Source organism: Paenibacillus sp. FSL H3-0321, assembly GCF_038002865.1.
GTDB lineage: Bacteria > Bacillota > Bacilli > Paenibacillales > Paenibacillaceae > Paenibacillus_AQ.
In genome coordinates this window covers 392,815-418,098 of the sequence record NZ_JBBODH010000001.1, presented here as the reverse complement: position 1 = coordinate 418,098, position 25,284 = coordinate 392,815, and the positions used below count along the sequence as shown (strand labels likewise).

Annotated in this window: 10 protein-coding genes; all 10 read right to left on the bottom strand. The window is 55.2% G+C overall.

The window, feature by feature from the left end; translation table 11 throughout:
• Genes MHI45_RS01675 through MHI45_RS01630 form a run of 10 tightly spaced genes read right to left on the bottom strand, consistent with a single transcriptional unit; the run spans window position 1 to window position 25,274 of the window.
• On the bottom strand, window positions 1-3,336 hold the full coding sequence (locus tag MHI45_RS01675) for a non-ribosomal peptide synthetase (RefSeq protein ID WP_076110855.1): 3,336 nt from the start codon (window positions 3,334-3,336) through the stop codon (window positions 1-3).
• A gap of 16 nt (window positions 3,337-3,352) precedes the next feature.
• Window positions 3,353-4,984, bottom strand: a complete 1,632-nt coding sequence (locus tag MHI45_RS01670) for a non-ribosomal peptide synthetase (protein ID WP_179091749.1) — start codon at window positions 4,982-4,984, stop codon at window positions 3,353-3,355.
• A complete protein-coding gene (locus MHI45_RS01665; protein ID WP_076110856.1) occupies window positions 4,981-6,303 on the bottom strand; it encodes an ACP S-malonyltransferase in 1,323 nt (440 codons plus the stop codon). The genes MHI45_RS01670 and MHI45_RS01665 overlap by 4 nt, the downstream gene beginning before the upstream one ends.
• Window positions 6,304-6,340: 37 nt before the next feature.
• On the bottom strand, window positions 6,341-7,468 hold the full coding sequence (locus MHI45_RS01660; protein ID WP_076110857.1) for an acyl-CoA dehydrogenase family protein: 1,128 nt from the start codon (window positions 7,466-7,468) through the stop codon (window positions 6,341-6,343).
• Window positions 7,468-7,725 carry an acyl carrier protein gene (locus MHI45_RS01655; RefSeq protein ID WP_076110858.1) on the bottom strand — a complete coding sequence of 86 codons (258 nt, stop codon included), beginning with the start codon at window positions 7,723-7,725 and terminating at the stop codon, window positions 7,468-7,470. The genes MHI45_RS01660 and MHI45_RS01655 overlap by 1 nt, the downstream gene beginning before the upstream one ends.
• A 19-nt stretch (window positions 7,726-7,744) precedes the next feature.
• Window positions 7,745-8,596 carry a 3-hydroxyacyl-CoA dehydrogenase family protein gene (locus MHI45_RS01650; RefSeq protein ID WP_076110859.1) on the bottom strand — a complete coding sequence of 284 codons (852 nt, stop codon included), beginning with the start codon at window positions 8,594-8,596 and terminating at the stop codon, window positions 7,745-7,747.
• A gap of 26 nt (window positions 8,597-8,622) precedes the next feature.
• On the bottom strand, window positions 8,623-13,071 hold the full coding sequence (locus MHI45_RS01645; RefSeq protein WP_076110860.1) for a type I polyketide synthase: 4,449 nt from the start codon (window positions 13,069-13,071) through the stop codon (window positions 8,623-8,625).
• A 4-nt stretch (window positions 13,072-13,075) separates the two neighbouring features.
• Entirely contained in the window at window positions 13,076-22,993 is a 9,918-nt protein-coding gene (locus MHI45_RS01640) for a non-ribosomal peptide synthetase/type I polyketide synthase (RefSeq protein ID WP_341118876.1), read from the bottom strand.
• 11 nt (window positions 22,994-23,004) lie between these two features.
• Window positions 23,005-23,712, bottom strand: coding sequence for a thioesterase II family protein (locus MHI45_RS01635; protein ID WP_076110862.1), 708 nt, complete (start codon window positions 23,710-23,712; stop codon window positions 23,005-23,007).
• Window positions 23,709-25,274 carry a serine hydrolase domain-containing protein gene (locus MHI45_RS01630; protein WP_076110863.1) on the bottom strand — a complete coding sequence of 522 codons (1,566 nt, stop codon included), beginning with the start codon at window positions 25,272-25,274 and terminating at the stop codon, window positions 23,709-23,711. Before MHI45_RS01630 ends, MHI45_RS01635 begins: the two co-directional genes overlap by 4 nt.
• Window positions 25,275-25,284: the final 10 nt, after the last annotated feature.

Here is a 25,284-nt window from a genome sequence, read left to right as displayed (position 1 = left end):
CTATTCCTCCTTCTCTATGGTGCTGCGAACCGCTACGGAAGAAGCTGTTTTCCGGTAACGGAGAAATGCGTTTTTTTGCTTCGCGGCCGTCTCGTAAATGTCAGTCCCCAGAGCATCGCGCGTGCCTTCGCTGAGATATCCGGCAAGTGAACGCACCGTCGGGTATTTGAACAAATCCACCAGCGTCAGCGGAACGGGAAATTCCCGGATGAGCCGGTCATGCACTTTGGCGAGCAGCAGCGAATGTCCGCCCAGATCAAAAAAGTTGTCTTCCACGCCAAAGTGCCGGAGCTGAAGAATCTCCTCCCAGAGCTTTGTGATGGTTTTCTCTGTGGCGGTCTGAGGCTGTTCATAGGCGGCCCCGTTACGGGCAAGGCTCTCGCCAGGCTGTGGAAGGGCAGAAACCTCCAGCTTGCCATTGGCATTGTAAGGAATACGCTCCAGTTGAATATAAGCAGCTGGCTTCATATATGAAGGAATCCGCGACTCCAGCCAATGTGCCAATTGCTGGCCGATAATGCTCGCTTGGCTGCGCACCGTATAATACGCGATCAGCCGCAGGTTGCCTTCAAAATCGGGCTGAGGATGCACGGCTGCCTCTTCGACTTCCGGAAAAGTGCACAAATGCCGCTCTACTTCACTTAGTTCAATCCGGTACCCGCGGATTTGGACCTGCCGGTCGCTGCGGCCGATAAAGGCAAGCTCGCCGCCGGGGAGCAAATATCCGGTATCCCCTGTCAGAAGCAGCCGCTCGCCTTGGCGGAATGGATGGGGAACAAATGCCGCTTCGGTCAAGTCACGGCGATTCAAATATCCACGGGCCAATCCGTGTCCAGAGATGCAGATTTGTCCCTTGACCCCAATCGGAACCGGCCGTAGATGAGAGTCCAGCACATAGACTTGCTGATTGGCTACCGGTCTGCCCAGTGAGGCGGAAACGGCTTGCTCCCCACCCTGGGCGGGCTTCAGTAACTTATACGTACTGCACACGCCTGATTCTGATAGTCCATACCCGTTGGCAATGTCCATTCCGCGCAGCCTGTCCACATGTGTGGGCAGCAGAGTCTCTCCACCACTCAGAATGAGGCGAAGCAGGGAAGAGGTTCCGCCGTCGCTATTCAAGCGCCGCACCATAGAGGGTACGGTGCTGAGGATCGTAATGTGATGCTGCTCCATGTAGGCCCGCAGCTTGCCCGGGTGCAGCACTGTTTCGGTATCCGGCAAGACGAGAGTCCCTCCGGCAGCCAGAATCGGCAGCGACTCTCCGATGAAACTGGCTGAAGCAACCGATGTAATGGGCAGCAGACGATCCAAGTCCGTCGCCTGGTACGATGAAAGAAAGGAATGGACCAGATTGTCGATGCTGCACCGCTCCAGAAGGACTCCTTTAGGAACCCCTGTCGAACCGGAAGTAAAGATGATAAAAGCGAGCGCCTGCGGCGATAATCCAGTGTCCGGTCCCCGCTCGTCCTGCTCACCGAACACGGGGATCTGCTCCTCCAGCAAGATTACTCGCTCGGGCGGGAGCGGCAGCAACGTGGAAAGGACGGCATCACTAATTGCATACACGTCGCCAAGCTCCTCCACCATCTGCCGGATACGTTCCCGGGGCATCGCAGGATCAACGGGCACCACGGCTCCTCCTGCTTTGGATATGGCAAGTGCAGCCGCTACAAAACGTCCCGAGGAGGGAAGGCAGACGATCACCGGCGTCTCCGCGTACAGACTCTTGTCCATAAGCTGTGCCGCAAGACGGTTCGCCCACTGGTTCAGGCCGCGGTAACTAAGTGGATGTTCTCCCTCAAGCACCGCGCATTTCTCTGGAGATTGGACAGCTCTGCGCTCGATCCACCTTACAAATCCATGTTCCGGTACTGGTTGCTCGGTTTCGTTCCATGTCCGTAAAATCATGTTCTCTTCTGAGGCCTCCAGCAGATTGAGCCGTCCAAGTGTCTCCTGCGGATCGTCCAGAGCTGCCACCGCCAGCCGGACAAAATGCCCGATCATTCGTCTCATCGTTGCTCTTGTGAACAGATCGGAGCTAAATTCAAAAGTCCCCCGTAGTGCTCCGTCCTCCTCCCAGCAGGATACGGACAGATCATTCTGGGCAATCCCGATATCCAGCGGGACGGCTGATAAGCGGAGACCTTGCGCTTCCATAACAGGCATCTCCAGATTATCGAGCTGGAACATGGTCTGAAAGACGGGCTGTACACTTCGCTCGCGGTCCGGATTCAGTCTCTCGACAAGCAGATCGAACGGCAGGTCCTGATGGTCAAAAGCCAGCAAAGCCTCTTTCTGAACGCTCCTTGCATAGTCTATAAAAGACAGGTCGTCCCGCGGCTGCGTTCGGACTACCACAGTATTCACGAACATCCCTATCAGCGGCTCCAGCTCGGTTCTTGTCCGTCCGGCTACCGGCGTGCCGACAAGCAAATCTTCTGCTGCACAGTACCGGAAGAGCAGCGTCTTGAAGACGGTCAGCAGGAAGTGAAACACCGATAAGCGTTCCTTCCGGCAAAAGCTGCCAATTCTCTCATACACGTCAGGCTCTATCCGAAACGACTCCATCCCTCCCAAGCCCGACATGGAGCTTGGCCGTTTAAAATCGGCGGGTATGTCCAGCATAGGAGGCGAACCTTCCAGCTTATCCAGCCAGAATGCCAGATCCCGTACATAAGCCGTCTCTTCGCTCCGGCTCTCAAGCCACCGAACATAGTCCCGGTACTGGATCGCAAGCGGCTGCAAGTCTGGAGCTGTCCGGTCCAACTCTGCTTCATACAGACGTGTGAAGTCACGAAGGAGAATCCCCTTGGACCAGCCGTCCGCTACAATATGGTGCATGCGGATGATCCAGATATGCTCCTGCTCACCCACATGCAGCAGTGTAAAAGAAATTAGCGGATCATGCTCCAGGTCTATCGGACTGCCTGCAATGCGTGTGATTTCGGCATGCAGCCATTCGGAAGAAGTGGCTTTGCCACCGCCCTCCGCTCCCACTACTTCAAAAGCTAAGTCTCCTGCGTGAGGACAGGCGCATGGTTCGCCCTGGTGCAGTCTGTAATTTACGTTCAGCAGTTCGTGGCGCTCCAGCAGGGAGCGCAGTGCTGCCCGCATGCAGTCTGTGTCGAGGTTCCCTTCGATCTTCAGCACCGCGCTGTTATTGAAGGCGGCGCTGCCCGGATGCAGCTGCTGGAGGAACCAGATCCCGCGCTGCGCGGGGGACAAACCGAAGGAACCAGCCTCTCCTGTACGGGGAATCGCCGTGTGCTTGTGCCCCGGAACTGAAATGCCTTTGTTGCGCAATAATCTGTCATACAGCTCATTGTTTATCATCTTCCATTCCGCCCCCTTAGCTTTGTGCGGCCTTACCTCCGTGGATGGCAAGCAGGAGGCTCCGGTCTGCCTTGCCGTTTGGTTTCAGTGGAATTTCATCCATCCAGATGATCTCTGTCGGAATCGCATACGCAGGCAAATACAAAGCAAGCTCGGCGCGCAGCGCCCGCAGCTTGTCCTGTTCCGGAATGGGCTCCGCGTCTGCAGCCGCAACCACAAAGGCGGTTAGGAATTGTTCCCCGGCATCACCTATGCGCACCCCGGCAACGGCGGCTTTTACCTGGGCTGCACGGAGCAAACAGCTCTCCACTTCACCCAGCTCAATGCGTAGTCCCCGAAGTTTGATCTGATCGTCCTCCCGTCCGGCGTACATGACCTCCCCCTCCATAGTCCATGAGGCGAGATCGCCTGTACGGTACATGCGCTGTCCGGGTTCATAGGGGTTGGGCACGAATCTCTCCAGCGTTAGCTGTGGCTGGTTCAGATATCCGCGTGCCAGCCCCACTCCTGATATATATAGCTGTCCCGTCTCTCCAATAGATGCATGAGTCAAATCATCCCTCAGAATATACAAGCGGATGTTGTCAATGGGGCGTCCGATGGGAACTGGCTGGTCCAGAGCATCCCGCTCGCAGACATGATAGGTGACATCAATCGCCGCTTCCGTAGGACCATAGAGATTGATCAACTTCACTTCTTGTCCGGGTGGGAAGGTATGATAGAACTGACTGACCAGCGGGACGGTCAACGCTTCTCCGCTGCAAAAGACATAACGCAGGCTGCGCAAGCGTTCCAGTGCAAAATCGCTGCCGATATATTCAAGGAACAAACGCAATACGGAGGGAACAAAATGAATGACAGTGATCCCTGTTTTCTCGATCAGTCTCACGAACACGCGCGGATCATTCTCTTTGCGAGGCTGCAGAAGACAGACCGCAGCACCTGTGGTTGACCACCAGACCAGTTCCCAGACCGAGACATCAAACGTATACACTGTTTTTTGGAACAAGATATCTTTGTGGGTAATGGGTAAGGTTTTTTGCATCCATTCGATCCGGTTGGTCAAGGCATCATGTTCCACAAGCACACCCTTGGGGTTGCCGGTGGAACCGGAAGTATAGATTACATAAGCCAGGTCACCTGGCTCTGGTCCGTCCGGCAGATTCGTCTCGGGCAGATCACGGTCTGCCAGACTATCTAGCGGGACCCATTCTACTGTTGCAGGCAGCACAGACGGACGGGAAACGCCTCCCTCCGTAATGACCCAGCCCGGGGCGCTGTCAGACAGCATGGTCTGCAGCCTCATAGGCGGACTCTCCAGATCCAGCGGCAAATACGCGGCTCCGGCTTTGAGTACACCGTATATGGCAGCCAGCATGTCAAAAGAACGCTCAAGCATTAAGGCGACAATCGACCCGTTTCCGGCACCGCTTGACCGCAGCGCATGAGCCAGCCGGTTCGCCGCACGGTTCAATTCCCCGTAAGTGTAGATTGCCTCCTTCACGTATACAGCAGGTGCGAGCGGCTGCTCCGCCACGCGTGCTTCAAACTGCTGGACAATGGTGGTGTCCTGTGAATAAGGCGCAGCGGTATCGTTGAAGCCGCGCAGCGTATGCAGCAATTCGTTCTCTACAGTAGGCAGACTCATTCCGGTTCCCTCCTTGCAATGGCAGTAATCTCTGCTTGCCGCTCCACACCGGTCTTTTCCTTGATCTGCAGCCATCGAAGCTCCCGTTCACTGTCCGGGGTACGCTTATCTTCAAACACAGCCTGCAGCATGGATATTGCCAGGGCAACATGCTCTGCTCCAAGTGCTATTTCCCCTTGATCCAGCTCATGCTTCATCCGTTTGACTTGCGTATACAGCTCCAAGGACGGCATATCCGGAACACCAGCCTGGTTGTTATTCCGGGTGGTCATGGCATGGGTGAGACACATGCTTATTGCTTTAAGCCGCAAATCTGCGGCAGGCGGGCTTGTCTCAGCCTTGTGCCTGTGCACAGGAGTGGCTGAAGAAGCGGCTATGTGATCTCTAATGGTCATCCGGTCCACCTTTTCATCATGGGCATATACACGGGTCTGCTCAGAAATTTCGGGCATCAGTGTTTTGAGGATGTTTTGCGGACCCATTTCAATGAATGTCTGAACACCGTTCTCCAGCAGATACATGATGGAGTTCTGCCACAGCACCGGTTTGTATAGCTGCTGCGCCAGCAGCCCCTGCATCTCCTGGATAGATGTATAAGGCCGTCCGGTTACATTGGACAGAAGCTGACATGCCGGAAGGCTCCAGTTATACTTGAGCAGTTCCTCCGTCATTTCAGCCGCTCTCGGCTGCATTAGAGCACAATGATAAGGGGCGCTTCCGATCAAGTGGCTGATCTGTGCATAATCTGACGCTTCTGTTACCCGCTGCTCCAGCTCTGCCAGTGCAGCGTCTTGACCGGAAACTGCGATCTGGCTGCGGGAGTTCTGACAGGCAATGCTGACCTCCCGCCCTTCGGCTTGCAGTTTCAGGCACAGCAATGCGACTTGTGCAGGATCAACCGATTTCATAATACTCATGGCGCCGCCCGTGGCCTCCATAACCTCTTCCGCCAGTCGGGCACGGAAGCGGACCAGCATCAGCCCGTCCCTGAAGGACAAGGCACCGCTGCAAATTAGTGCGGAATATTCGCCCAGACTGTGTCCCGCCATGTAGGCTGGAAGCGGTCCGCCTTGCTCCCGGTATAGGCGGTAATGGGCAACACTCGCCGCACAGATAGCCGGCAGCATATGCCCGATCCGGTTCAGCTTGACCGTACTGCCCTCCATCATCAGCCGGGATAATTCAAAACCGAGAATGTCATCTGCCTCATGCAAGGTGTCCTGCACCCTGCGCGAGGATTCATAGAGGCTTCGCATCATTCCTTTATATTGGGCCCCTGATCCAGGGAATAATAAAGCCAGGTCTGCTTGATTGTTCATCCGATCCTCACCCTTCTGCCAAAGATGCGGCATAGTGTCACAAACGGAAGGTGCGTGCTATTTGCAACTCATGCATCTGTGAAGTCCCCTCAATAATCTCCATAATCTTGGCATCCCGGTAGAACCGTTCTACCGGATTGCCGCTCATACAGCCTGAAGCGCCGTGTATTTGCAGGGCATGATCTGCTGCATGGACAGCCGTTTTGGAAGCATGGTACTTGGCGACCAAGGTCTCTGTGATGGCCGCCGGATCACCTTGCTCCCGCAGTCTCCCGGCGGCGGCACACAGCTCGCGGGCGGCTTTGGACTCGGTAATCATTTCGCTGAGCATCTTCTGCACAAGCTGATGCTTGCGCAGGGGTTCACCGAACTGGAACCGCTCACCGGCATACTGGATGCTCTGCTCCAGACAGGCCTGTGCCAACCCGACGCTGCCGCAGGCGGTGGTGTAACGGCCTTCGTCCAGCGCATAGTTCGCTACATGGGTGAAGCCGAAGCCGATTTTGCCAACCAGATTTTCCACAGGCACACAGCAATGCTCGAAAGTCAGCTCGGCAACCATATTGGCCCTAAGCCCCATCAACCCCCGCAGCGGATCAATCTGCAAACCGGGAGTTCCCCGTTCCACCAGTACAGCGACCCCGCGCCCGTTCAAGCGGGCGAACACCAGGAACAAATCGGCGATTTGCCCGAGCGTGATGTACTTTTTGCGGCCATTCAGGATGATTTGGCCATCTTCCTGCACCGCTTCCGTCTCCAGCTTGGCAATATCGCTGCCCACCATCGGTTCGGTGATTGCAATCGCCGGAATTACCCCGCCAGCCGCGATGGCGGGCAGCCATTTAAGCTTCTGGGCTTCCGACCCAAACCGCGCCAGCGGTTTGCAGACCATGCCGAACACAGTACAGGCATTCTGCACCGAGGCATATCCGCGGCCCAGCTCCTCATGAATGGCTCCAAGTGTGGCGTAGTCGACGGCAGTTCCCCCATATTTTTCTGGAATCGCAAGGCCTGTAAGTCCTTCGGCTGCCATCTCAGTGAACAATGCGCGCGGAATCTCCTGCTCCTGATCCATCTGGGCGGCCTGCGGCAGGATGTGCGTGTCAACAAACTGGCGGATGGCAAGGGCGGTAGGGACGGAGGTCGCTTTTAGTGGCGTAGTCATTAGACTTCAGCTCCCGTAGGTTGATGGCGTTCAATCAGAACTACCAGATCGCGGACTGTCTTGATATTGTCCATATCCAAATCCTCTTCTTCCAGCTCCAGATGAAAGGTCTTCTCGATGAACATAATCAACTGGATCATGAACAGGGAATGCACAAGGCCCAGCTCCAGGATGTTATCGTCCTCCTTAAGTTCCTTGGTACGCAGCGAGCGGGTAAGAAATGTAGTCACCTGTGCTTTGATTTCCTCATGATTCATAGGGATCAGCCTCCTGTAATCAATTGTAAGAATAAAAACCCTGACCGGATTTCATACCGTGAAGCCCGGCATCGACCATTTTTTTGAGCAAGGGACAAGGGCGGTATTTACTGTCGTTATAGCCTTCGTAAAGTACATCAAGTGACTTGAGAATGGTGTCCAGACCAATGAGGTCGGCTGTCTGCAAGGGGCCCATTTTGTGCCCGAAACACTGTTTGAACAAAATATCAATGTCCTCCGAGGAAGCCACCTGCTCCTGCACCATGAAGATGGCCTCATTGACAAAAATCATCATCGCCCGGTTCGTCACAAACCCGACCGAGTCGTCAACGACTACACTTTGCTTGCCGAGGGTTCCCAGCATATCCTGCGTCATCTGCAGGGTCTCCGGGGTGGTATGGTATCCTTTGATGACCTCAACCATAGGTTTGAGCGGCACCGGATTCATGAAATGAATCCCGACAACCCGTTCGGGGCGTTCCACCAATGCAGCAACTCGGGTGATTGAAATCGCCGACGTGTTGACCCCCAGAATACAATCCTTCGCGCAGACCTTGTTAAGCTGTTCGTATACCGCCTGCTTGATTTCCCAGCTCTCGGTTACATTCTCAACCACGAACGAACACGCAGCGAGCGCTTCGATCTCCTGGGTGAAGTGGATGCGGTCCAGCACCACCTCGGCACGTTCCCGCGGGGCCACACCCGTCATCATTTTCTGAAAACGAAGGCTCTCCCGGATCTTCTCCCGGGTTCGGCGCATCTGCGCTTCGGATACATCTACAACTACCGTGTCGTACCCTCCTTGAGCGAAGACCTGGGCTACGCCGCTTCCCATCACACCTGAGCCTACAACGCCAATCCTCTGTTCCATCGTTCTTCCTCCGTCCTGATTTCTGCTCACTGTACACCTTCATAGGTCAGCCGTTGATATTCCCGGTAGGCATCTGCAATGTCCGCTACGGTTCCGGCATCTCCCCACTCGATCACCAAGCTGTGGATCATCCCTTCCACTGTTGGATTCTCCATCACGGTACGAAGCGGCAGTTCGGCGCGAAACACATCCTTGATTCGTGACAGGAGTCGTGTCAGCAGCAGCGAATGTCCACCCAAATCGTAAAAATGGTCGTCCACACCCACCGGATGTACTCCAAGCAGTTCGGCGATAATCTCACAGATGATAACCTCCTGCTCCGTCACTGGAGGTTTATATGCCCCAAGATAAGCCGGGCGCTCACGACTGCCCGCAGCATCGTAAGGCTGGGCGGAGGGATGGGATTCCGCCGGAAGTGGCTGTCCCTCTGAGGCGATCTTCAACCGGAATGTTGGAGGCTGAGCAGAGATGATAGCCCGGCTGATCTGTCCCCGGATTGGCCATAGTTGCTCATATAAGGCATATTCCTGTTCCCGGGTAATGCCCGGACCCGGGGCTGCCGTGCTGCGGATGAAATCCCGGCTCAGCGACAGCCAGGGGATATTCCCGCTGCCCGCATCTTCCGCAGCGGCATCAAGCACGCCTGCTGCCGCTGCCAGTTCGGTGAGGCCCAGTCCGCCAACTACGGAAGACAAGGAAGATAATAGCCAGCCAAAACCGATCTCAGCACCGCAGCTCTGCAACAGCTTGTTCAGTTCCTGGAAGGTGCGGGGCGCCGGAACCTTGGGGTTCGCCGCCGCAGACAACGCCGCAAGTGTCCGCCATTCCAAGGCTTGCAGCTCCGGTTCGTATACCACCCCGTCAATCCGGCCGCAGATTCCAGCCGCTGCCGCAATGGCCTGGCGAAGCTGATCTGATCCGAGACCTTCGGATGCTATGACCTCCACACCAGGCCGGGCTGCCAAAAAGCTGCGGATCAACTCCGCGCCACCAGCGGGAGTGACAACCAGATAAACCTCCCCGGGTGTTGCTGCCGCTGTTTCGGAGAAGTTAGCAGGCTCGCCCAGTTGAATTGGAGCTGTAAATGGTTCAAAAGCCTGCACCAGCCGCGTCCCGCCCCGGTAAGCGGCTACTATCGAAGTACCGGGGGGCGACATGAGCTCCAGCCAAAGCTTGTCTGTCAGACGTCTTTCGGGCTCCTCAGGCTGGAAGTCAACCAGCCGGCCCTGCCAGCCGGGCTGCTCCTGGCCCAAGGTCAGGATCGGCCCAAGTATGGCCCGTCGTTCCGCCTCACCTCCTCCTGCTCCGAAGATCGTAAAGATCCGGCTGGCCGCCACCGTTAGCTGGACTTGCGCTCCGCAGAGATCCTTATCCAGGGCAGGGACTAGATGAATGAGCGACAGGTATCCGCGCTCTGCTGCTGCTCCCGTCATCTCTGTAGCAGACGGAATTCCGGGCTGCGGCTGCTCTTCCAGCATCCAGGCATGGAGAATGCGGTCGATGACAATGCCGTCCCTTCGCAGGTCACCGGCGAGCCGCTGGTAATCCCCGGCAAGGACCGGATTCAGCTCGATCAGATCCGGTGCGAGCCGTCGATACTGCGCGGCGGCCAGCACCTCGATACAGCGGTCTCCCTGTTCAACAAGCCGTTTTTTACATCGCTCGACTGCCCGGCTTTCTTCCCGCAGAATGAGCCAGGTTAGAGGATGCGAACGGGTATTACTTGGTGCGTCCGGGAGCGGCTCCTGCTTCCATGCCGGCAGATAGAGAAAGGAAATGTCCGGCTCCGCCGTTGCCGCCCGGAGCGGCCCTGGAAGCGTTGGCCGAGGCAGGTAGGTCTGCCGGTCAAAACTGTACATAGGCAGGGGCAGCCGCCGGCGGGACTGCGGCGGATAGAACTGCTCCCACTGAACGGGTACCCCGGCCAGCCATAGCTGGGACAAGGTCTGCACGAAAACGACTGCTTCACTTGTTGCTGCCGTGGTCCCCAGGCTGGACAGCACCAGCCGGTCACTTCCGGTCTGAGCTTTTGCCAGACGGCATAACGTCTGGCCTGGGCCTATTTCAAGGAAGACATTGTCCTCATTGGCTAGACAGCCGCTGATCATCGCCGAGAAGTTCACCGTCCCGCGAAGCTGCGCGGTCCAATACTCGGGATTCACTGCCATCTCGCTAGTGACAGGTTCCCCGGTCAGACAGGAATAGAACGGCAGCTCGGGTGGATTCAGGTGTTTGGAGCGGAGCACTTCGCCGAACGGCTCCAGAATGGCATCCATCCGTGCAGAGTGGAACGCGTGAGAGGTGTTCAGCCTTGCCGTGAAAATCCCCGCTTGGCTCCACTCCTCCTGTCGCTGGCGCAGCTTTTCTTCGTCGCCTGAGAATACGCATAACCCCGGCTGGTTAATAGCTGCGAGCGATACGTCTGCACTGACATACCGGCCTGCTTCAGATGCAGAAATCGCTGCGGCTAACATCATCCCACCAGGGGCGGACTGCATCAGTCGTCCGCGGGCCACAACAATATCGAGAGCATCCTCAAGGGTGAAGACCCCGGCGAGTGTTGCCGCAACATATTCCCCGATGCTGTGTCCCACCATGTGGGAAGGGCGGACACCAAGCTTCATCCAGGCACGGGCAAGCGCATATTCCAAAACGAACAATGCGGGCTGAGCGAGCCAGGTCTGGTGCAGCTCCGAATCGGAGGAAGTGCCGGCAAGATTCAGAGCTTCTGCCTCCGCCACGCCGATATAGCGGCGGATATCAAGGCCAAGCTTCGGCCGCAGCAGCTCCGACAGCCGGTCCACTTCCTGGCGATAGGACAGATGGCGCTGGTACAGCTCTGCGCCCATCCCCATGACTTGCGAGCCTTGGCCTGTGAACATGAATACCACCGGACGGTTGATACGCTCCTGAGAAGATCGAATCATTCCAACACCTTCAGAACCTCTTAGAAGGCGGACAGCCTCTTCCGTCTGCGCTGCAGTACAGGCTAGCCGGTATTTGAATTGCCCCCGTCCCATTTGCAGCGTGAACGCAACATCGGCCAGCGGTACGCTGCTTGACTTGTTCTCCAAATGATCTGCCAATTCGCCTTGCATCCGCTCCAGGGCAGCAGGGCTTTTGGCCGAGAGAAGCAGAACAGCCGGAAGCTCCGCCGGCTCACTGCGCGCCCGGATTGGCGGCTCCTCGAGAACCAGATGGACATTGGTGCCGCCAACGCCAAACGAACTGATGCCTGCGCGGCGCGGCAGCTTCCCTCTAGGCCACGTCACGGGTTCCCGGCTGAGGTAAAAGGACGACTTCTCCATCTCCAGCAGCGGATTGGGTTCAGCATAATTGGCTGTCGGCGGAATCATCTCCCGTTCCAGAGACAAAGCGGTCTTGATCAAGCCGGCAATCCCGGCTGCGGCATGAAGATGTCCGATGTTGCCCTTGACCGAGCCGATGGGCCGGTGCTGGCTTTCCTGCCCGAACACTTGCTGTAAGGCGGTAAATTCAATCGGGTCACCGACTTTGGTGCCGGTACCGTGGGTTTCGATGTAACCGACGGTATCCGGTTCAATATCTGCGAGGTTCCAGGCCGAGCGGATGACCTCCTTCTGGCCCTCCAGGCTGGGGGCAGCAAAGCCTACTTTTCGACGCCCGTCATTGTTGCTCGACGAGCCTTTAATCACAGCATAGATATGGTCGCCGTCATCTATAGCTTCCGAGAGGCGTTTGAGCACCACCGCGCCTGCGCCTTCTCCGAAGATGGTGCCATCGGCCCGGCTGTCGAAAGGGCGGCAAACACCACTTTTGGAATAAATAGTGCCCTCCTGGTAGAGATAACCCGACTTGCCCGGCTGCTCCAGCGTCACCCCTCCGGCAACGGCCAGATTGCAGTCTCCAAGCAGGAGACCCTGGCAAGCCAGATGGACTGCTGCGAGTGAGGTTGAACAGGCGGTGTACAAGGTGTAGCTGGGTCCCGTCAGATTGAGCTTGTAGGAGATCAGTTGGCTTAAGAAATCCTTGCTCGACACGATGCCCGACTCCAGCACATCTTCTCCGTCTCCGTGACGGGACAGATGATCACTCGTCCATTTCAGGTCGAGCGGGGCTCCGGCATACATGCCAATTTGGCCGTCATAGCGGTCGGGGTGATAGCCCGAATTCTCTAGCGCATGATAGACAATTTCGTGGAACAGACGGATCTGGGGGTCCATGTTCTCGGCTTCCCAGGGGGCATATCCGAATAAAGAAGCATCAAAATCGTATACGTTGCCCAGGTAAGGCTTCGCATAGACGTAATCGGGATGGCTCAAACGTTCTGGAGAAATCCCTTGTTCCCGAAGCTCTTCGAAGCTGAATTGGGTTACGGAGGATGCACCCTGCATCAGCAGATTCCAATACTCCTCGATATTATCCGCGCCCGGAAATTTACCGCTCATGCCAATGATGGCAATCTCAAGTCCGGTCTCTGCGGTCTCTTCACTCATCACGTCACCTTCTTCCCTTGATGGACTCCAGCGTTTTCAAGCGGCTTGCCTTTCTTTTGCGGTCTTCGGAATCTTTGAGAACCTCGCTCTTTTCCGTCTGGTCTTCCCTGTCCGCGAACAAATAGGCATCCAGCAGATGAATCGTCGGGTAGGAGTACATTTTGACAATCGAGGTATCTTTGACAGACAAAGCATTGATTTGGGCATTAATCTGAATCAGGTCAAGTGAGCTTGCTCCCGCTTCGAAAAAATTGTCATGCAGCCCGATCGCCTCCAGCTCCAGATAGTCCATGAACAGTTCTGCCAGCTTCTTCTGCGTCTGAGTAAGCGGTGGTGCATATTCGGTGCTGTTAGCCATCCGTTTCCGCTTGCGTCCCGCAGGAAGAGGCTTATTAGCAGGTCTTATCCCCTCCGGCGTGTTGGCCTCAAGTAAGGAATACCGGGTGTTCAGATCGGTCGTTGACAACAGCCACTGAACGGGAGACAACTCTGCACTCATGACTTTGGTTAAAATATGCTCAAGCACTTCCATTCCTTCAGCATTGGTCATTCCACCCTGGAGCTGCACCGTCTCCGGCTTTTGAGCTGCAGCATGTTCCTGGGTAATGACGATTTTGCCGATATGCTTGGCCGATGCCATATACCGGAAAGCCTCTTCCGTATCTGCGAACCGGTAGGGGATCACAGGCAGCGGTGTAAAAGTGCCGTCTTCCACATGCCGGGCAATCTCGCGGAAAAGCCTTGTGTAGCCTGGCAGTCCGCTGTCCATGCTGATGGCTGACACAGAAATACCTTTCTCGAAAATCCGCATCCCCAGATTGCTGTTCTCCATAATGTCCTTTACGCCCATTTCCAGAAATCTGCCATGCGGGGCCAATAAGGAAAGGCCTTTTTCGACAGCCTCTCCCGTCAGGGAATTCAGAACCACATCTACCGTTCCGGCAGACTCACGGATTTGGTCGGCAAAATCAAGATCCCGAGAGGAGTACACATGGGAGATACCCAGTGAACGCAGGTAGTCTCGTTTCTCTTCGGTGCCGGCCGTTGCATAAATCTCCGCTCCAGCCCATTGGGCGATTTGCACGGCTGCCAGACCCACACCGCCTGTTGCCGTATGAATCAGCACTTTTTCGCCCAAGGAGAGCTGTCCACGGATAATCAGCGCGTAGTATGCTGTCATAAAGGCAATTGGCAGGGTTGCCGCTTCAGCAAACGATATCCGGGAAGGCTTGCGCACCACCGAGCTTGCCGGCACTCGCGCGTATTTGCCCAAACTTGCTCCGGCTATCGCCATCACTTCATCTCCAGGCAGCCAACCGGTTACGCCTGCCCCCACCCTCGTTACCGTCCCGGCGCATTCCAGGCCGAAGCTGAAACCATAGGTATCCGGCAGCTTAAGCACACCGAGTGCATACAGCACTTCCTTAAAGTTCAGGCCGTTAGCCGCCACTCTTATCTCTACCTCATCCGGTCCCGGAGGCAGCCGGTATTCAGACAGGATATGCAGGCTGTTCAGTTCACCTGGTACGGCTAATCCCAGCCGATAATTGCCGACCGCAGGCAACGTTCCTTCGCGTTCCAAAGGCAACTTGTCTGACAGCGACTGGTCACGGACTTTTCTCATGACATATTCTTCAATCTCCATGAGTACACTGCCTTCCAGATCAGTAATGAGGCAGGTATACGTCCGGGCTTCTTCACTTTGTTCCCCCTCTTGCACAATGGTGCAGAGTTTAGCAGGAAACGGCCGGAGAATTCGGAGGTTCTTATACGCAAAAGGCAGATAAGCACGGCTGTCCTCCGTTTGTCCGCCCAGCAGGCTCGTTGCCCGGTCCATGAGAGCGGGATGAACTCCGTAATCAGCCGAGTCCCTTGCCAGATCCTCTGGCAGTGACAATTCGGCAACAGCTTCATTCTCGTTTCGGAAGAACCGGCGCATATTGTTCCAGTGAGGGCCATATTGCATGCGTACCTTCGTGCCCTCCTCGGATCGCTCTGCTTCTACAGGAACCGTTGCTGCCAGTAGGCAGTTATGGAGCTTATTGAGCTCTGTGTCGCTGAGTGTCCGATCAGTCTGCTCTTCCAGGCGCTCCGCGCAGCCTTTGGCATGTTGTACCCATTCTCCTGCCGCTCCTATGGAGGACATGGTGAATTCCCAGCCGCTGCTATTTTTGGACCATACGGTTCTTAGCTCACACATCTCTTCAACCACAAGCGGCTGTACAAAAAACAGTTCTACAATGTTCAGGCCCATATCGCCGGTTAACTCTTCAAACGATGCCCTCAGAATCTCTACATAACCCGTTCCCGGTAAAATGGAGGAACCGAGCATCCGGTGGCCGTCCAGTACCCAATGATGCTCTGCCGACAATCTGGACACATAAACAGTCTGCGTCTTCCCTGCCGTCTCACTTTTGGAGGTCAGCAGCGGGTGGGTAATGCGCAGCGGAAGGTCCGTACGCCCTTCTTTGTAGACTGGGGTATCCAAATTGTCCTTGCCGGAGCTGTTATATCGGTTCACAGCCTCAATAGCCATCCCCGTCTCCTTCCAAGCATCCCAATCCATGCTGACTACGCGCATTCCAGACGATTCCCCGGCATGTGCACGGGCGAATCCGTCCATAAAGGCATTAGCCGCTGCGTACCCGCTCTGCCCAAAAGCACCGAACGTGCCGCTGATCGAAGAGAACAGCAGGAGAAATTCCGGCTGCTGCTGCATATCTGCAAGCACCTCATATAAGGCTGTGGTACCTGCGATTTTGGGCCGCAGCACCGCTGCGATTTGTTCTCTTGTTGCGATGTGGATCATGCTTCCAGCCGGCACTCCTGCGGCATGGAATACTCCGTCCAGCGGGCCGAAGCGCTCCACCGCTGCGCAAATGACGCGTTCCATCGAAGCTCGGTCAGCGACATCGGCATATTCCACATGCACCTGCGCTCCCTTGGCACATAGCTGTTCCAGCCGATCCTGTACTAGATGCGGCTTGCGGCTAACCAGCACAAGCTTGGCCTGATATTGACTAGCCAGATAATCGGCGAGCGCAAGGCCGATTCCGCCAAGGCCGCCAGTGATCAGGTACACCGCTCCCTTGCGCAAAGCGCCGGACGGAAGGGTTCTACGGGGAAGGGGCACCCGGATGAAGCCATGCTCATATCGGTGTGAGGACCGCAGCGCCTGCCGAGTGGGAAACGGGCAAGCCTTACCCTCTGATCCTTCGAAAGGCAGTGTCAGCAGAAGTCCGGGATTCGCGGCGGCGGACTCCTTATCGAGATCCAGCGTATGCACCCGGATATGCGGATACTCCAGCGGGATAACGCTGGCTACTCCAAGCAGGGTAGCTTTTAGCGGATCTACGATGTCGTTCGAATGGACCCGTTCCATTTGATTTGTGACCAGCGTAAGATCCAGCGGCTTCCCTTGCGCGGCCACAGCGCCCGCACGAACCAGTTCCAGTACACTGTACAGGCAGCGGTTAAGCACCTCAATGTCGGCAAGATTCTTCCCGTTTCGACCGGACGCTACTTGGGCCTGAACCAAGGTTTCGGCTTGTTCCAATCCGAGGCTCCACAGATGAATGATTCGTTCGGGCGCCAGTGTCCCGGCTTCGGCAAGCACATCAAACAATTGAGCATAATGGGCCGGGTTGCCGGGATCAAGGGTGTACTCAGCAGCAGACTCCCTCTGAAAGCTCCCTTCGGGGTAGACCTTGATCCAGCGGGCCCCTTGCTCCTCCAGTAACCCTGCAAGCTGGTCAGCGAGAAGGCTCCGCTCAGTGAACAACAGCACCGTCTGTCCGTTGCAGGCAGGACGTTTGTCTTCCGAGCGGCCCTCTTGCTCACTCCAGTCCGGGGCATAAGCCCATTCAGAAACCGGACGTTTGCGGGAAAGCGAGCTGTCCGGTTGGATATTCTCTGCCTTCCCCTGCTGATATTTCCAGTAATATTGTTTCTCGAACGGGTATACCGGCAGGGAAACCCGCCGTCCTTTGCGGTTCTCAAATACTTTCTCCCAGTTGATAGCCACTCCGCTCATCCATAGATCGCCCAAGGCCTGAAGCAGATGAATACCTGCGGCCTGTGCCTCGGAAGCTTTGGGTACTATGCTAAGAATCTTACTGTTACTGCTGATACCCGGGTTGCGGCGGATCAGTTGTCCCAGCGTCCGGCCCGGGCCGACTTCCAGAAATACAGGCTCAAGCTGTTCCGCCAGCGTTGCCACACCTTCCGAGAACCTGACGGTTTGCCGGACATGATTCACATAGTATTCAGGGTCCACTGCTTGTTCGGCTGTGATAAACTCACCCATAACATTGGAGATATACGGAATTGCCGGAGCCGCCAATTTGATTTCTTGGAGCGCTTTGCTGTAGGGTCCGAGCATCGGCTCCATCATTGCGGAATGAAAGGCATGCGATACCTGCAGACGGAACGGCTCGTGGCCGTTTTGCCGCAGCTCGGCTGACAGGGCACGAATGGATGCGGGCGGTCCCGAGACCACTGTGAGTTCCGGGCTGTTGGTCGCAGCAACGGACAGTTCGGGCCATTCGCCCAGCAGTGGAAGCAAACGCTCATGCCCGAGGCCAATGCTAATCATCTCGCCGTGTTCCATCTGCTGCATTAGCGAGGATCGGCGGATCACCAGCCGGATAGCCTCCTCCAGTGTCAACACGCCTGCGATGCAGGCCGCCGTGTATTCACCGAGGCTATGCCCGATCATAGCCGCCTGTGAGATGCCCCAATGCTGCAAAAGCCGGGCCAGCGCATACTCCACCATGAACAGCAGCGGCTGGGCAATTTCGGTCTGGTCGATAGCCTTCAAAGTCGCTGCCGGCAGTGTTGACCCTCCCGAGTCCGGCCCCTGCTGCGGCAGCCAGATGGACCGCAAATCGGTCGCCATGATCGGTGAGGCCAGCTCCAGGCAGCGATCCATTTCACGCCGGAATAGCGGCTGCGTATCATACAGGTAACGTGCCATTCCTGCATGCTGGGTTCCCTGGCCCGGGAATGCGAATACTACATGCACAGCCTCCCGGATACGGGCAATGTTGCGTGTTCCGCTCTGGAAAGCACGCAGGCCGGCAGCAAGCTCAGCTGCATCCGCGGCAATCCATGCCACCCGGCAGTTCAATTCTTGACGGCCTGTATTCAGCGTATAGGCGATATCAGAAAGCTGTTGCTCTTGACCTTCTGCCGAACTGAGATAACAGAGCAAGTCTTCTGTTTTTTGCAGCAAGGCTTCTTCTGTCGCAGCGGATAATAGGAACAATTCGGGTGATCCCTCACTCCGGTTCTGTCTGTTCCCATGATCTGCGGCAACGGAAAGCGGGGCCTCCTCCAGGACGACATGCGCGTTGGTTCCGCCGATTCCGAAGGAGCTTACGCCGGCACGGCGCGGCGAACCTTCCGGCGGCAGCCAATCCTGAAGCGTTGCATTGACATACAATGAACTTTTGTCGAAGCCGATGGCTGGATTTGCCTGCTTATAATGCAAGCTGGGAGGCAACTGCTTGTGATGCAGTGCCAGCACTGTTTTGATGAATCCGGCAATTCCCGCAGCAGCATCGAGATGTCCGATATTGGTTTTGACTGACCCGATGGCTGTTCCAGTTCCATTGGAGGCGGGGAACAACCCGGACAAGGCCTCGATCTCGATGGGATCACCCAGTGGGGTGCCCGTACCATGTGTCTCAATGTAACTGATGGATTCCGCAGGGACGGCTGCGGCTTCCAATGCAGCCGTCACAACCTCTAGTTGTCCCTGAACACTAGGTGCCGTGAATCCAGCCTTGCGCGTTCCATCGTTGTTAATCGCAGATCCTTTAATAACAGCATAGATATGATCGCCATCCCGAACAGCATGATCCAGCCTTTTTAACACCACAAGACCCGCACCGTCGCCGCTGACTGTCCCTTTGGCATCTGCATCGAAGGCTTTGCAGTGCCCATCCGGCGATTTAATCATGCCATCCTGGTAGGTGTAGCCCGATTTCTTGGGTACTGAGATCGACACCCCTCCTGCCAGCGCAAGATCCGATTCTCCTCGCATCAGGGAATTACAGGCTAGATGTACCGCTACAAGTGACGAAGAACAGGCGGTTTCAACGGTTAGCGACGGACCTTTCAGATTGAGCTTATAAGAGATGGGCATGCTCAAGGAATGTACATTAAGATTTGCTGCCCGCCAGCGTTCTGTATCGTCCTCCAGCGAATCGAACAGGCGGTTTACCCAGTTCAAATGGACCGTTGCGCCCACAAATAAGCCAATGGCATCCCGGTACCGCATGGGATCGTATCCGGCATCCTCCAGGCTCGCCCAGGCAAGTTCATGCAGAATGCGAAGCTGCGGGTCCATAAGTTCGGCCTCTTGCGGACTGTAATGGAACAATTCCGCATCGAAGTATTCGATATCCTCAAGCATCCCCTTGGCCTTCACATACCTGGAGTCACGCAGCAGCGTCTCGGCAATTCCGGCAGCGCGCAATTCTTCATCGGAAAAGAACGAAATGCTCTCCTTCCCCTCCCGCAGATTGCGCCAAAAACTCGTCGGATCAGCAGCACCTGGGAACCTTCCGGCAAGTCCGATGACAGCAATATCACTGGTTGTTGCGGAAGCACCTTCCATCGGATGTTGCTCTTCTTGGGAGGTAACAGCTACATGATCAGTGTCGTTCTTCGGGCTCCCTTCGGTTTGCTTCGCGGCCATGTACGCGGCGAGCTCTCTGACCGTTGGATATCGGAATAAATCGGTTACCGACAGCTCAATACCGGTGGAGGCATTCAGCTTATCGCTGATACGGATCGTCAGGAGCGAATTCCCGCCGATATCAAAAAAGGGGTCATCAAGTCCAATCTGTTCCACCCCTAGTGCTTCCTTCCAGGCTTCCAGCACCGTGATTTCCATAATGGCCAATGATTTTGCAGGTGTACCTCCAATGATTGAGGAAGGGAACGGCAGGTTGCGCAGCGCCTTCTTATCAATTTTTCCGTTGATCGTCAGCGGCAGCGCAGCAAGCTGCATGTAACGTGTAGGCACCGCATAGGATGGCAGCCGTTCCAGCAACGCTTTTCTTAGCGAACCTGCTTGCAGTGTGTCACCCGCTACAAAATATGCAGCCAGCTCCTTCTCCCGGTCAGATGACTGAATAATAATAACCGTACAGTCTTCTATTCCGGGCAGCCGGCTTAATTCATGTTCGATTTCTTGCAGCTCAATCCGGTATCCCCGAACCTTCACCTGATTGTCGGCTCTCCCGAGAAAATCAATATTTCCATCGGGAAGCCATCGGGCCAAATCCCCTGTTCTGTACATCCTGTACTCTGGATAAAGCGGATCGGGAATAAACTTGGCTTCGGTCAGCTCAGGGTTGTTCAGATACCCTCTTGCCACGCCTTCCAGCCCGACACATAGTTCACCAATCGCTCCCACAGGCAAAAACTGTTGATCCCGGTCCAGAATATATGCAGTGGAGTTCGAGACAGGTCTGCCGATCGGGATTCTGGTCTCATATTCCCGTTCAATCGCAAATGTGGTGGACAGCACCGAATTCTCGGAAGGACCATAGCCATTGACGAGTACCAAAGCCGGGCAGGCCTGTCTCACCTTGTTAATCTGTGTTGGCGACAACGTATCACCACCAATAATCAGATAACGCAGGGAGCGGAACAGCGAAGCATCCACACTGGCTAATTGATTGAACAGCGGTGTAGTCATCCACATCAAGCTTATTTTCTGCTGGAGCAGCGTTTCTTTTAATACCTGAGGCATCAGCAGCTTGTCCTGAGCCATCAGGTACAGTGACGCTCCGTTCAGCAGTGCCCCCCAGATCTCGAAGTTGGAGACATCGAATTCAAACGGACATGTCGGCAAAATCACATCGCTGGTGCTGAAATTCACAAACTCTGTATGCTTGACCAGCCGCACGATCCCTCTATGCTCGATCATTACACCTTTGGGCCTTCCGGTAGATCCGGAAGTATAAACAATGCAGGCTAGACGGTGTCCGCCATCATGCGGAGAAGGGAAGCTGTCCAGCGGTGCTGGGTCTTCTTTCACAAGGATATCTTGGTAACACAGGGTATCTACATTCATGGAATTCATAAAAGAAAGCCGGCTATCTGTGTCTGACAGCATAAGCCGCATTCCTGAATCTTCGATCATGAACCTGATCCGCTCTTCGGGATAATCCGGGTGCAGAGGCACATAAGCCGCCCCGGATTTCAGAATCGCGAGCAGTCCCATGATCGTCTCCGGGCTCCGCCGAGACTCGATTCCAATGTATTGCTCAGGCCCGGCTCCAAGACGAATCAGTGCAGCGGCTACCCGGTCAGACATCCGATCAAGCTCAGCATAGGTCCACTTGACTTGCTCATGAATTATGGCAATGTTCTGGGGATGGCTCCGTGCCATCGTGGTGAACCACTGCGGAATAGATTGTTCACGGAACTGCTTCAGGGGTTCGGCGGCGTACAGCAGTCCGTTCATTTTTAGTGCGTCAGGTTCCGCGATCCTAATGTCTGACACCTGTACCTCTGGCTGCGCGACAAGATTGTGCAGCAGTTGCACAAAACACTGTGACATCTGATTTACCACAAAATACTCATAGCGTTCCTGATCATAGATGAAGTCTATTTCGAAACCGCTGCTCTCCCGAATGAGCAGAGTAAGCGGATAATGAGTGTGCTCCACCATTTCAAAGGAGCTGATCGACAAGGGAGCTTGCCCGGTTAGACCTTCCGGTGCGGAGCCTGCCATCGGCTGCTCCAGCAGCACCTTATCCAGCGGATAGTTCTCCATGACCAGTAAGGTATCAAATAACTCCTCTGTACCTTGAATCCCAGCGTATTCCCGGATCTCGGACAGACCAGCCATTTCATATGGACGCCTGGCCGCGATTGCTGAATGAACGCCCGCAAAATACTCCTGAACACTTTCCCTCTTTCGGCTGGAAAGACGCAGCGGCACCGTATTGATCAACAGCCCGACTATACGCCCGATGCCGGTAAGACTAACGCCTCTGCCGGATAACGTCGAGCCAAATACAATATCATCGACGTGTTTGAAGCGCTGGAGCAATATGCCCCACGCACCATTCATCAAGGTGGCTACCGAGATGCCATTGTTTTGGCAAAATAGCCGCATTCCCGCCGCTGCCGTTTCCGGTATGTTCAGGGATACCTGTTTGAATCCCGAGCGCCGCGGTTTGTAGAACGGCTGTATCGTTTGCTTTATTTCATAATCCCGCAGGCAATCGGCCCAATACACCGCTTCCCGTTCCGGTTCGCGTGAGCTTTTGACAGCAGCCAGATAAGCCTTCATTCCCGGCTTTGCCGAAGGGGACACTTCCTGATCTTCAGCGAGTGCCCGGTAGGCATGAAGCCATTCTTCCAGCACAATGCCGAGACTCCAGCCATCCAGCACAATGTGATGGTACGTAAGGAACAATCTGCATTCCCCATCGAACTTACATAATACGATTCTTAGGGTTTCACGGGTCAGGTCGAAACGCAGCGTACGGTTCCGTTTGCCAATGATTTCTGCAGTTAGCTGTATCCGTTTTTCTTTGCTCTTCGTCTGCTTCAGAGCCTCTTGATCATCACTGGAAAAGACGGCCTTAAATTCATCAGGGATAATTCCGCCCGTGAAATCATAGATTTCCGGCAACGGTTCACGGCTCCGAAGCACCACCTGCACAGGTGACCGGAGACCCTCCCATTTGAAAACGGACCGCAATGCGTCATTCGCACGGTAGACAGCGAGCCAGGCCTCATTGAACAGCCGGTTATCGACTTGCCCCTGCAGGCTAAGGACAAGGTGCTCCATGTATTCACTTTTGGATTCCCCCTGCAAATAATGAAACAGCATCCCTTGCTGCAGCGGCCGCAGCGGCCAAATATCTTGGACGTTGTTTTTCTCAACCTTCATCATGGGCCTCCTCACTTATGAACGGCAAGTGCATCCTGAATGGCGGCGATCACATCATCCTGCCGGTCATGAATGAAAAAGTGGCCGCCAGGCAGATTTTTGATCACCATGCTCCCGCTGATATACTGCTCCCACTCTATCCCGTTCTCCGCAGGCATCAAGGGGTCATCGGTGCCGAGCATGACCGTGCAATCCACCGGAAGCTTCACGCACCGGCCGTTACCGGCATATAACTCGTAGATTCTATAGTCCGCTTTGATGATCGGCAAAAAAACTCTCATTAGCTCCGAGTGATTAACCAGTTCCTGAGCGGTACCGCCCAGCTTGATGATTTCTTGAAGGAATAGCTCGTCCGGCAGTTTATGCAGTTGCTCCTCTCCATAACGCAGGTGCGGGGGATTACAGCCAGAGAGGAAGATATGTACCGGAAGCGCCTGTCCGCTCTCCAGGAGCCGCACACTCAGTTCATAAGCCGCCAGTCCTCCCAGGCTGTGTCCGTACAGCGCATATGGACTCCCCTGGAGCTGGCTGCCAATATGCTGTACAAGATCGTCAATCAATTCCTCCATACTGCCGCATAGCTTGGACCCGAACCGTTTGCCTCTGCCTGGAAATTCAAGGGGTACCACTTCGATATTTTCCGGCAGCAGGGTCCTCCATTTCAGGTAAATGGCCGCTGAGCTGCCGGAATACGGAATTGTAAAAAGCTTGATAGTCATAAGGAAGCCTCCTCTTGAATCACTTGCGGCTGTGTCCGGCGGTCCGTTTGCACCTCCGGGTGTAGCGGGAACCACATTTTTAACAGTCTTAAGGCTGAGAACATCGTTCCTGTGATTGCGATCAAAATCATAGCCGGGACTATCGTAAACGGTGCCCAGACGACAATAAATCTCCAAGGATAGCCCCAAAAAAGAATTTTGGGTATATACCAGGCTACGCCCACGATAAAAGCGGCTAGGATAACAAAACCGGATGTCTTGAGGTATAGAGCGAAAGAAGATCCCCTGCGCATCCGTCTGCCATTGCGGATCAAGCGCAGATCCTTGACCCATACGTAGATCATCCAGAGGCAAAGAGCCGCACAAATGATGATAATGATCCGTCCTGCGAGATTCGCCGTGTCCATAGTATCCATTGGTGCAGCGGCAGGTTTCAGATCTTGCTGCAAGGCATACAGTCCCTCACAGATGGCGTAAGTCGCCGTCGTATTCCGATTCCCCAGGACAGCAACTCCGAGTTGTTTTACTGGATCAAACAAGACGTAAGAAGAGAAATTGGGATTATTGCCCCCGTGTGAAAAGAGGGTATGATCTCCTTTGTTAAATACAAGCCAGCCACCGCCATAACGAAAAGGTGTCGTGTACGGAGGGGTTTCTGTTGCCCTGACCGTTTCATCGGGAATCTGCGCACGGGCAATGGCCCCCCTAAGCTCTGAAGACGCTGCTGCCGGGTTCATCTGCAGATTCAACCAGCTGGCCATATCCTTAGCGCTTGACAAAATGTAGCCTGCGGGTGTATTCCCGCGGTAGACGGGGGCTTGATACTCTCTGTTGCCGATAAGTCCAGGCTTGTAGCCTTGGGAGATTTCCTTGCCACCTTGCAAGATCGCTCTTCCTGCGGATGTATGCTCTAAACCCAAAGGCTGCAAAACTTCAGCGGACATATAGGATTCATAGGACATCCCGCTCACAGCTTCAATAATCGCACCAAGCACATCATAATTTCCGGTGGAGTACAGAAATTGGGACCCCGGTTTATACCAGAGCGGGTTCTCGCTTAGTCTGCGCACCGAATCCTGGAGTGCAGTGTCTTCGGTAGACGGATCAATCAGCGCAACGGAATCACTGCCCACTCCACTGGTCTGGTGGAGGAAATGCCCGACCGTTGGTTCGGCAGACTCCCCCTTCGCCTGCAGTGCTAACCATGGCAGATAGCGGGTTACTGGCGCTTCCAGGTCTACAAGCCCTCTTTCGACAAGCAGCAGCAGACCTACGCCGGTGAAGGCTTTACTGTTGGAGCCAAGTTCGAACAAGGTGTCCGGGGTTACCGGTATATTCCGGCTGGCGTCAGCTTTGCCATACCCCTTAACATAAGTCTTGTCACCGCGAAGCACAGCTACAGAGACACCGGGAAGATCCATCTGATCCATCAGCCTAAGCACATATTCGTCGACGGACTCAGCCGAAATCCCGCTGCCAGCAGTATTTGCCGAAGCTGGCGGCAGCGCAGCTATACCAAGCAGAATACAGGCACAGAGCATTTTGATTAGCAAGCGGTTCATGACATCCCCC

Excerpts from the sequence above, each read along its gene's own strand:
- MHI45_RS01675 (WP_076110855.1), bottom strand. The coding sequence starts at position 3,336 with ATGATAAACAATGAGCTGTATGACAGATTATTGCGCAACAAAGGCATT.
- MHI45_RS01670 (WP_179091749.1), bottom strand. The coding sequence starts at position 4,984 with ATGAGTCTGCCTACTGTAGAGAACGAATTGCTGCATACGCTGCGCGGC.
- MHI45_RS01665 (WP_076110856.1), bottom strand. The coding sequence starts at position 6,303 with ATGAACAATCAAGCAGACCTGGCTTTATTATTCCCTGGATCAGGGGCC.
- MHI45_RS01660 (WP_076110857.1), bottom strand. The coding sequence starts at position 7,468 with ATGACTACGCCACTAAAAGCGACCTCCGTCCCTACCGCCCTTGCCATC.
- MHI45_RS01655 (WP_076110858.1), bottom strand. The coding sequence starts at position 7,725 with ATGAATCATGAGGAAATCAAAGCACAGGTGACTACATTTCTTACCCGC.
- MHI45_RS01650 (WP_076110859.1), bottom strand. The coding sequence starts at position 8,596 with ATGGAACAGAGGATTGGCGTTGTAGGCTCAGGTGTGATGGGAAGCGGC.
- MHI45_RS01645 (WP_076110860.1), bottom strand. The coding sequence starts at position 13,071 with ATGAGTGAAGAGACCGCAGAGACCGGACTTGAGATTGCCATCATTGGC.
- MHI45_RS01640 (WP_341118876.1), bottom strand. The coding sequence starts at position 22,993 with ATGAAGGTTGAGAAAAACAACGTCCAAGATATTTGGCCGCTGCGGCCG.
- MHI45_RS01635 (WP_076110862.1), bottom strand. The coding sequence starts at position 23,712 with ATGACTATCAAGCTTTTTACAATTCCGTATTCCGGCAGCTCAGCGGCC.
- MHI45_RS01630 (WP_076110863.1), bottom strand. The coding sequence starts at position 25,274 with ATGAACCGCTTGCTAATCAAAATGCTCTGTGCCTGTATTCTGCTTGGT.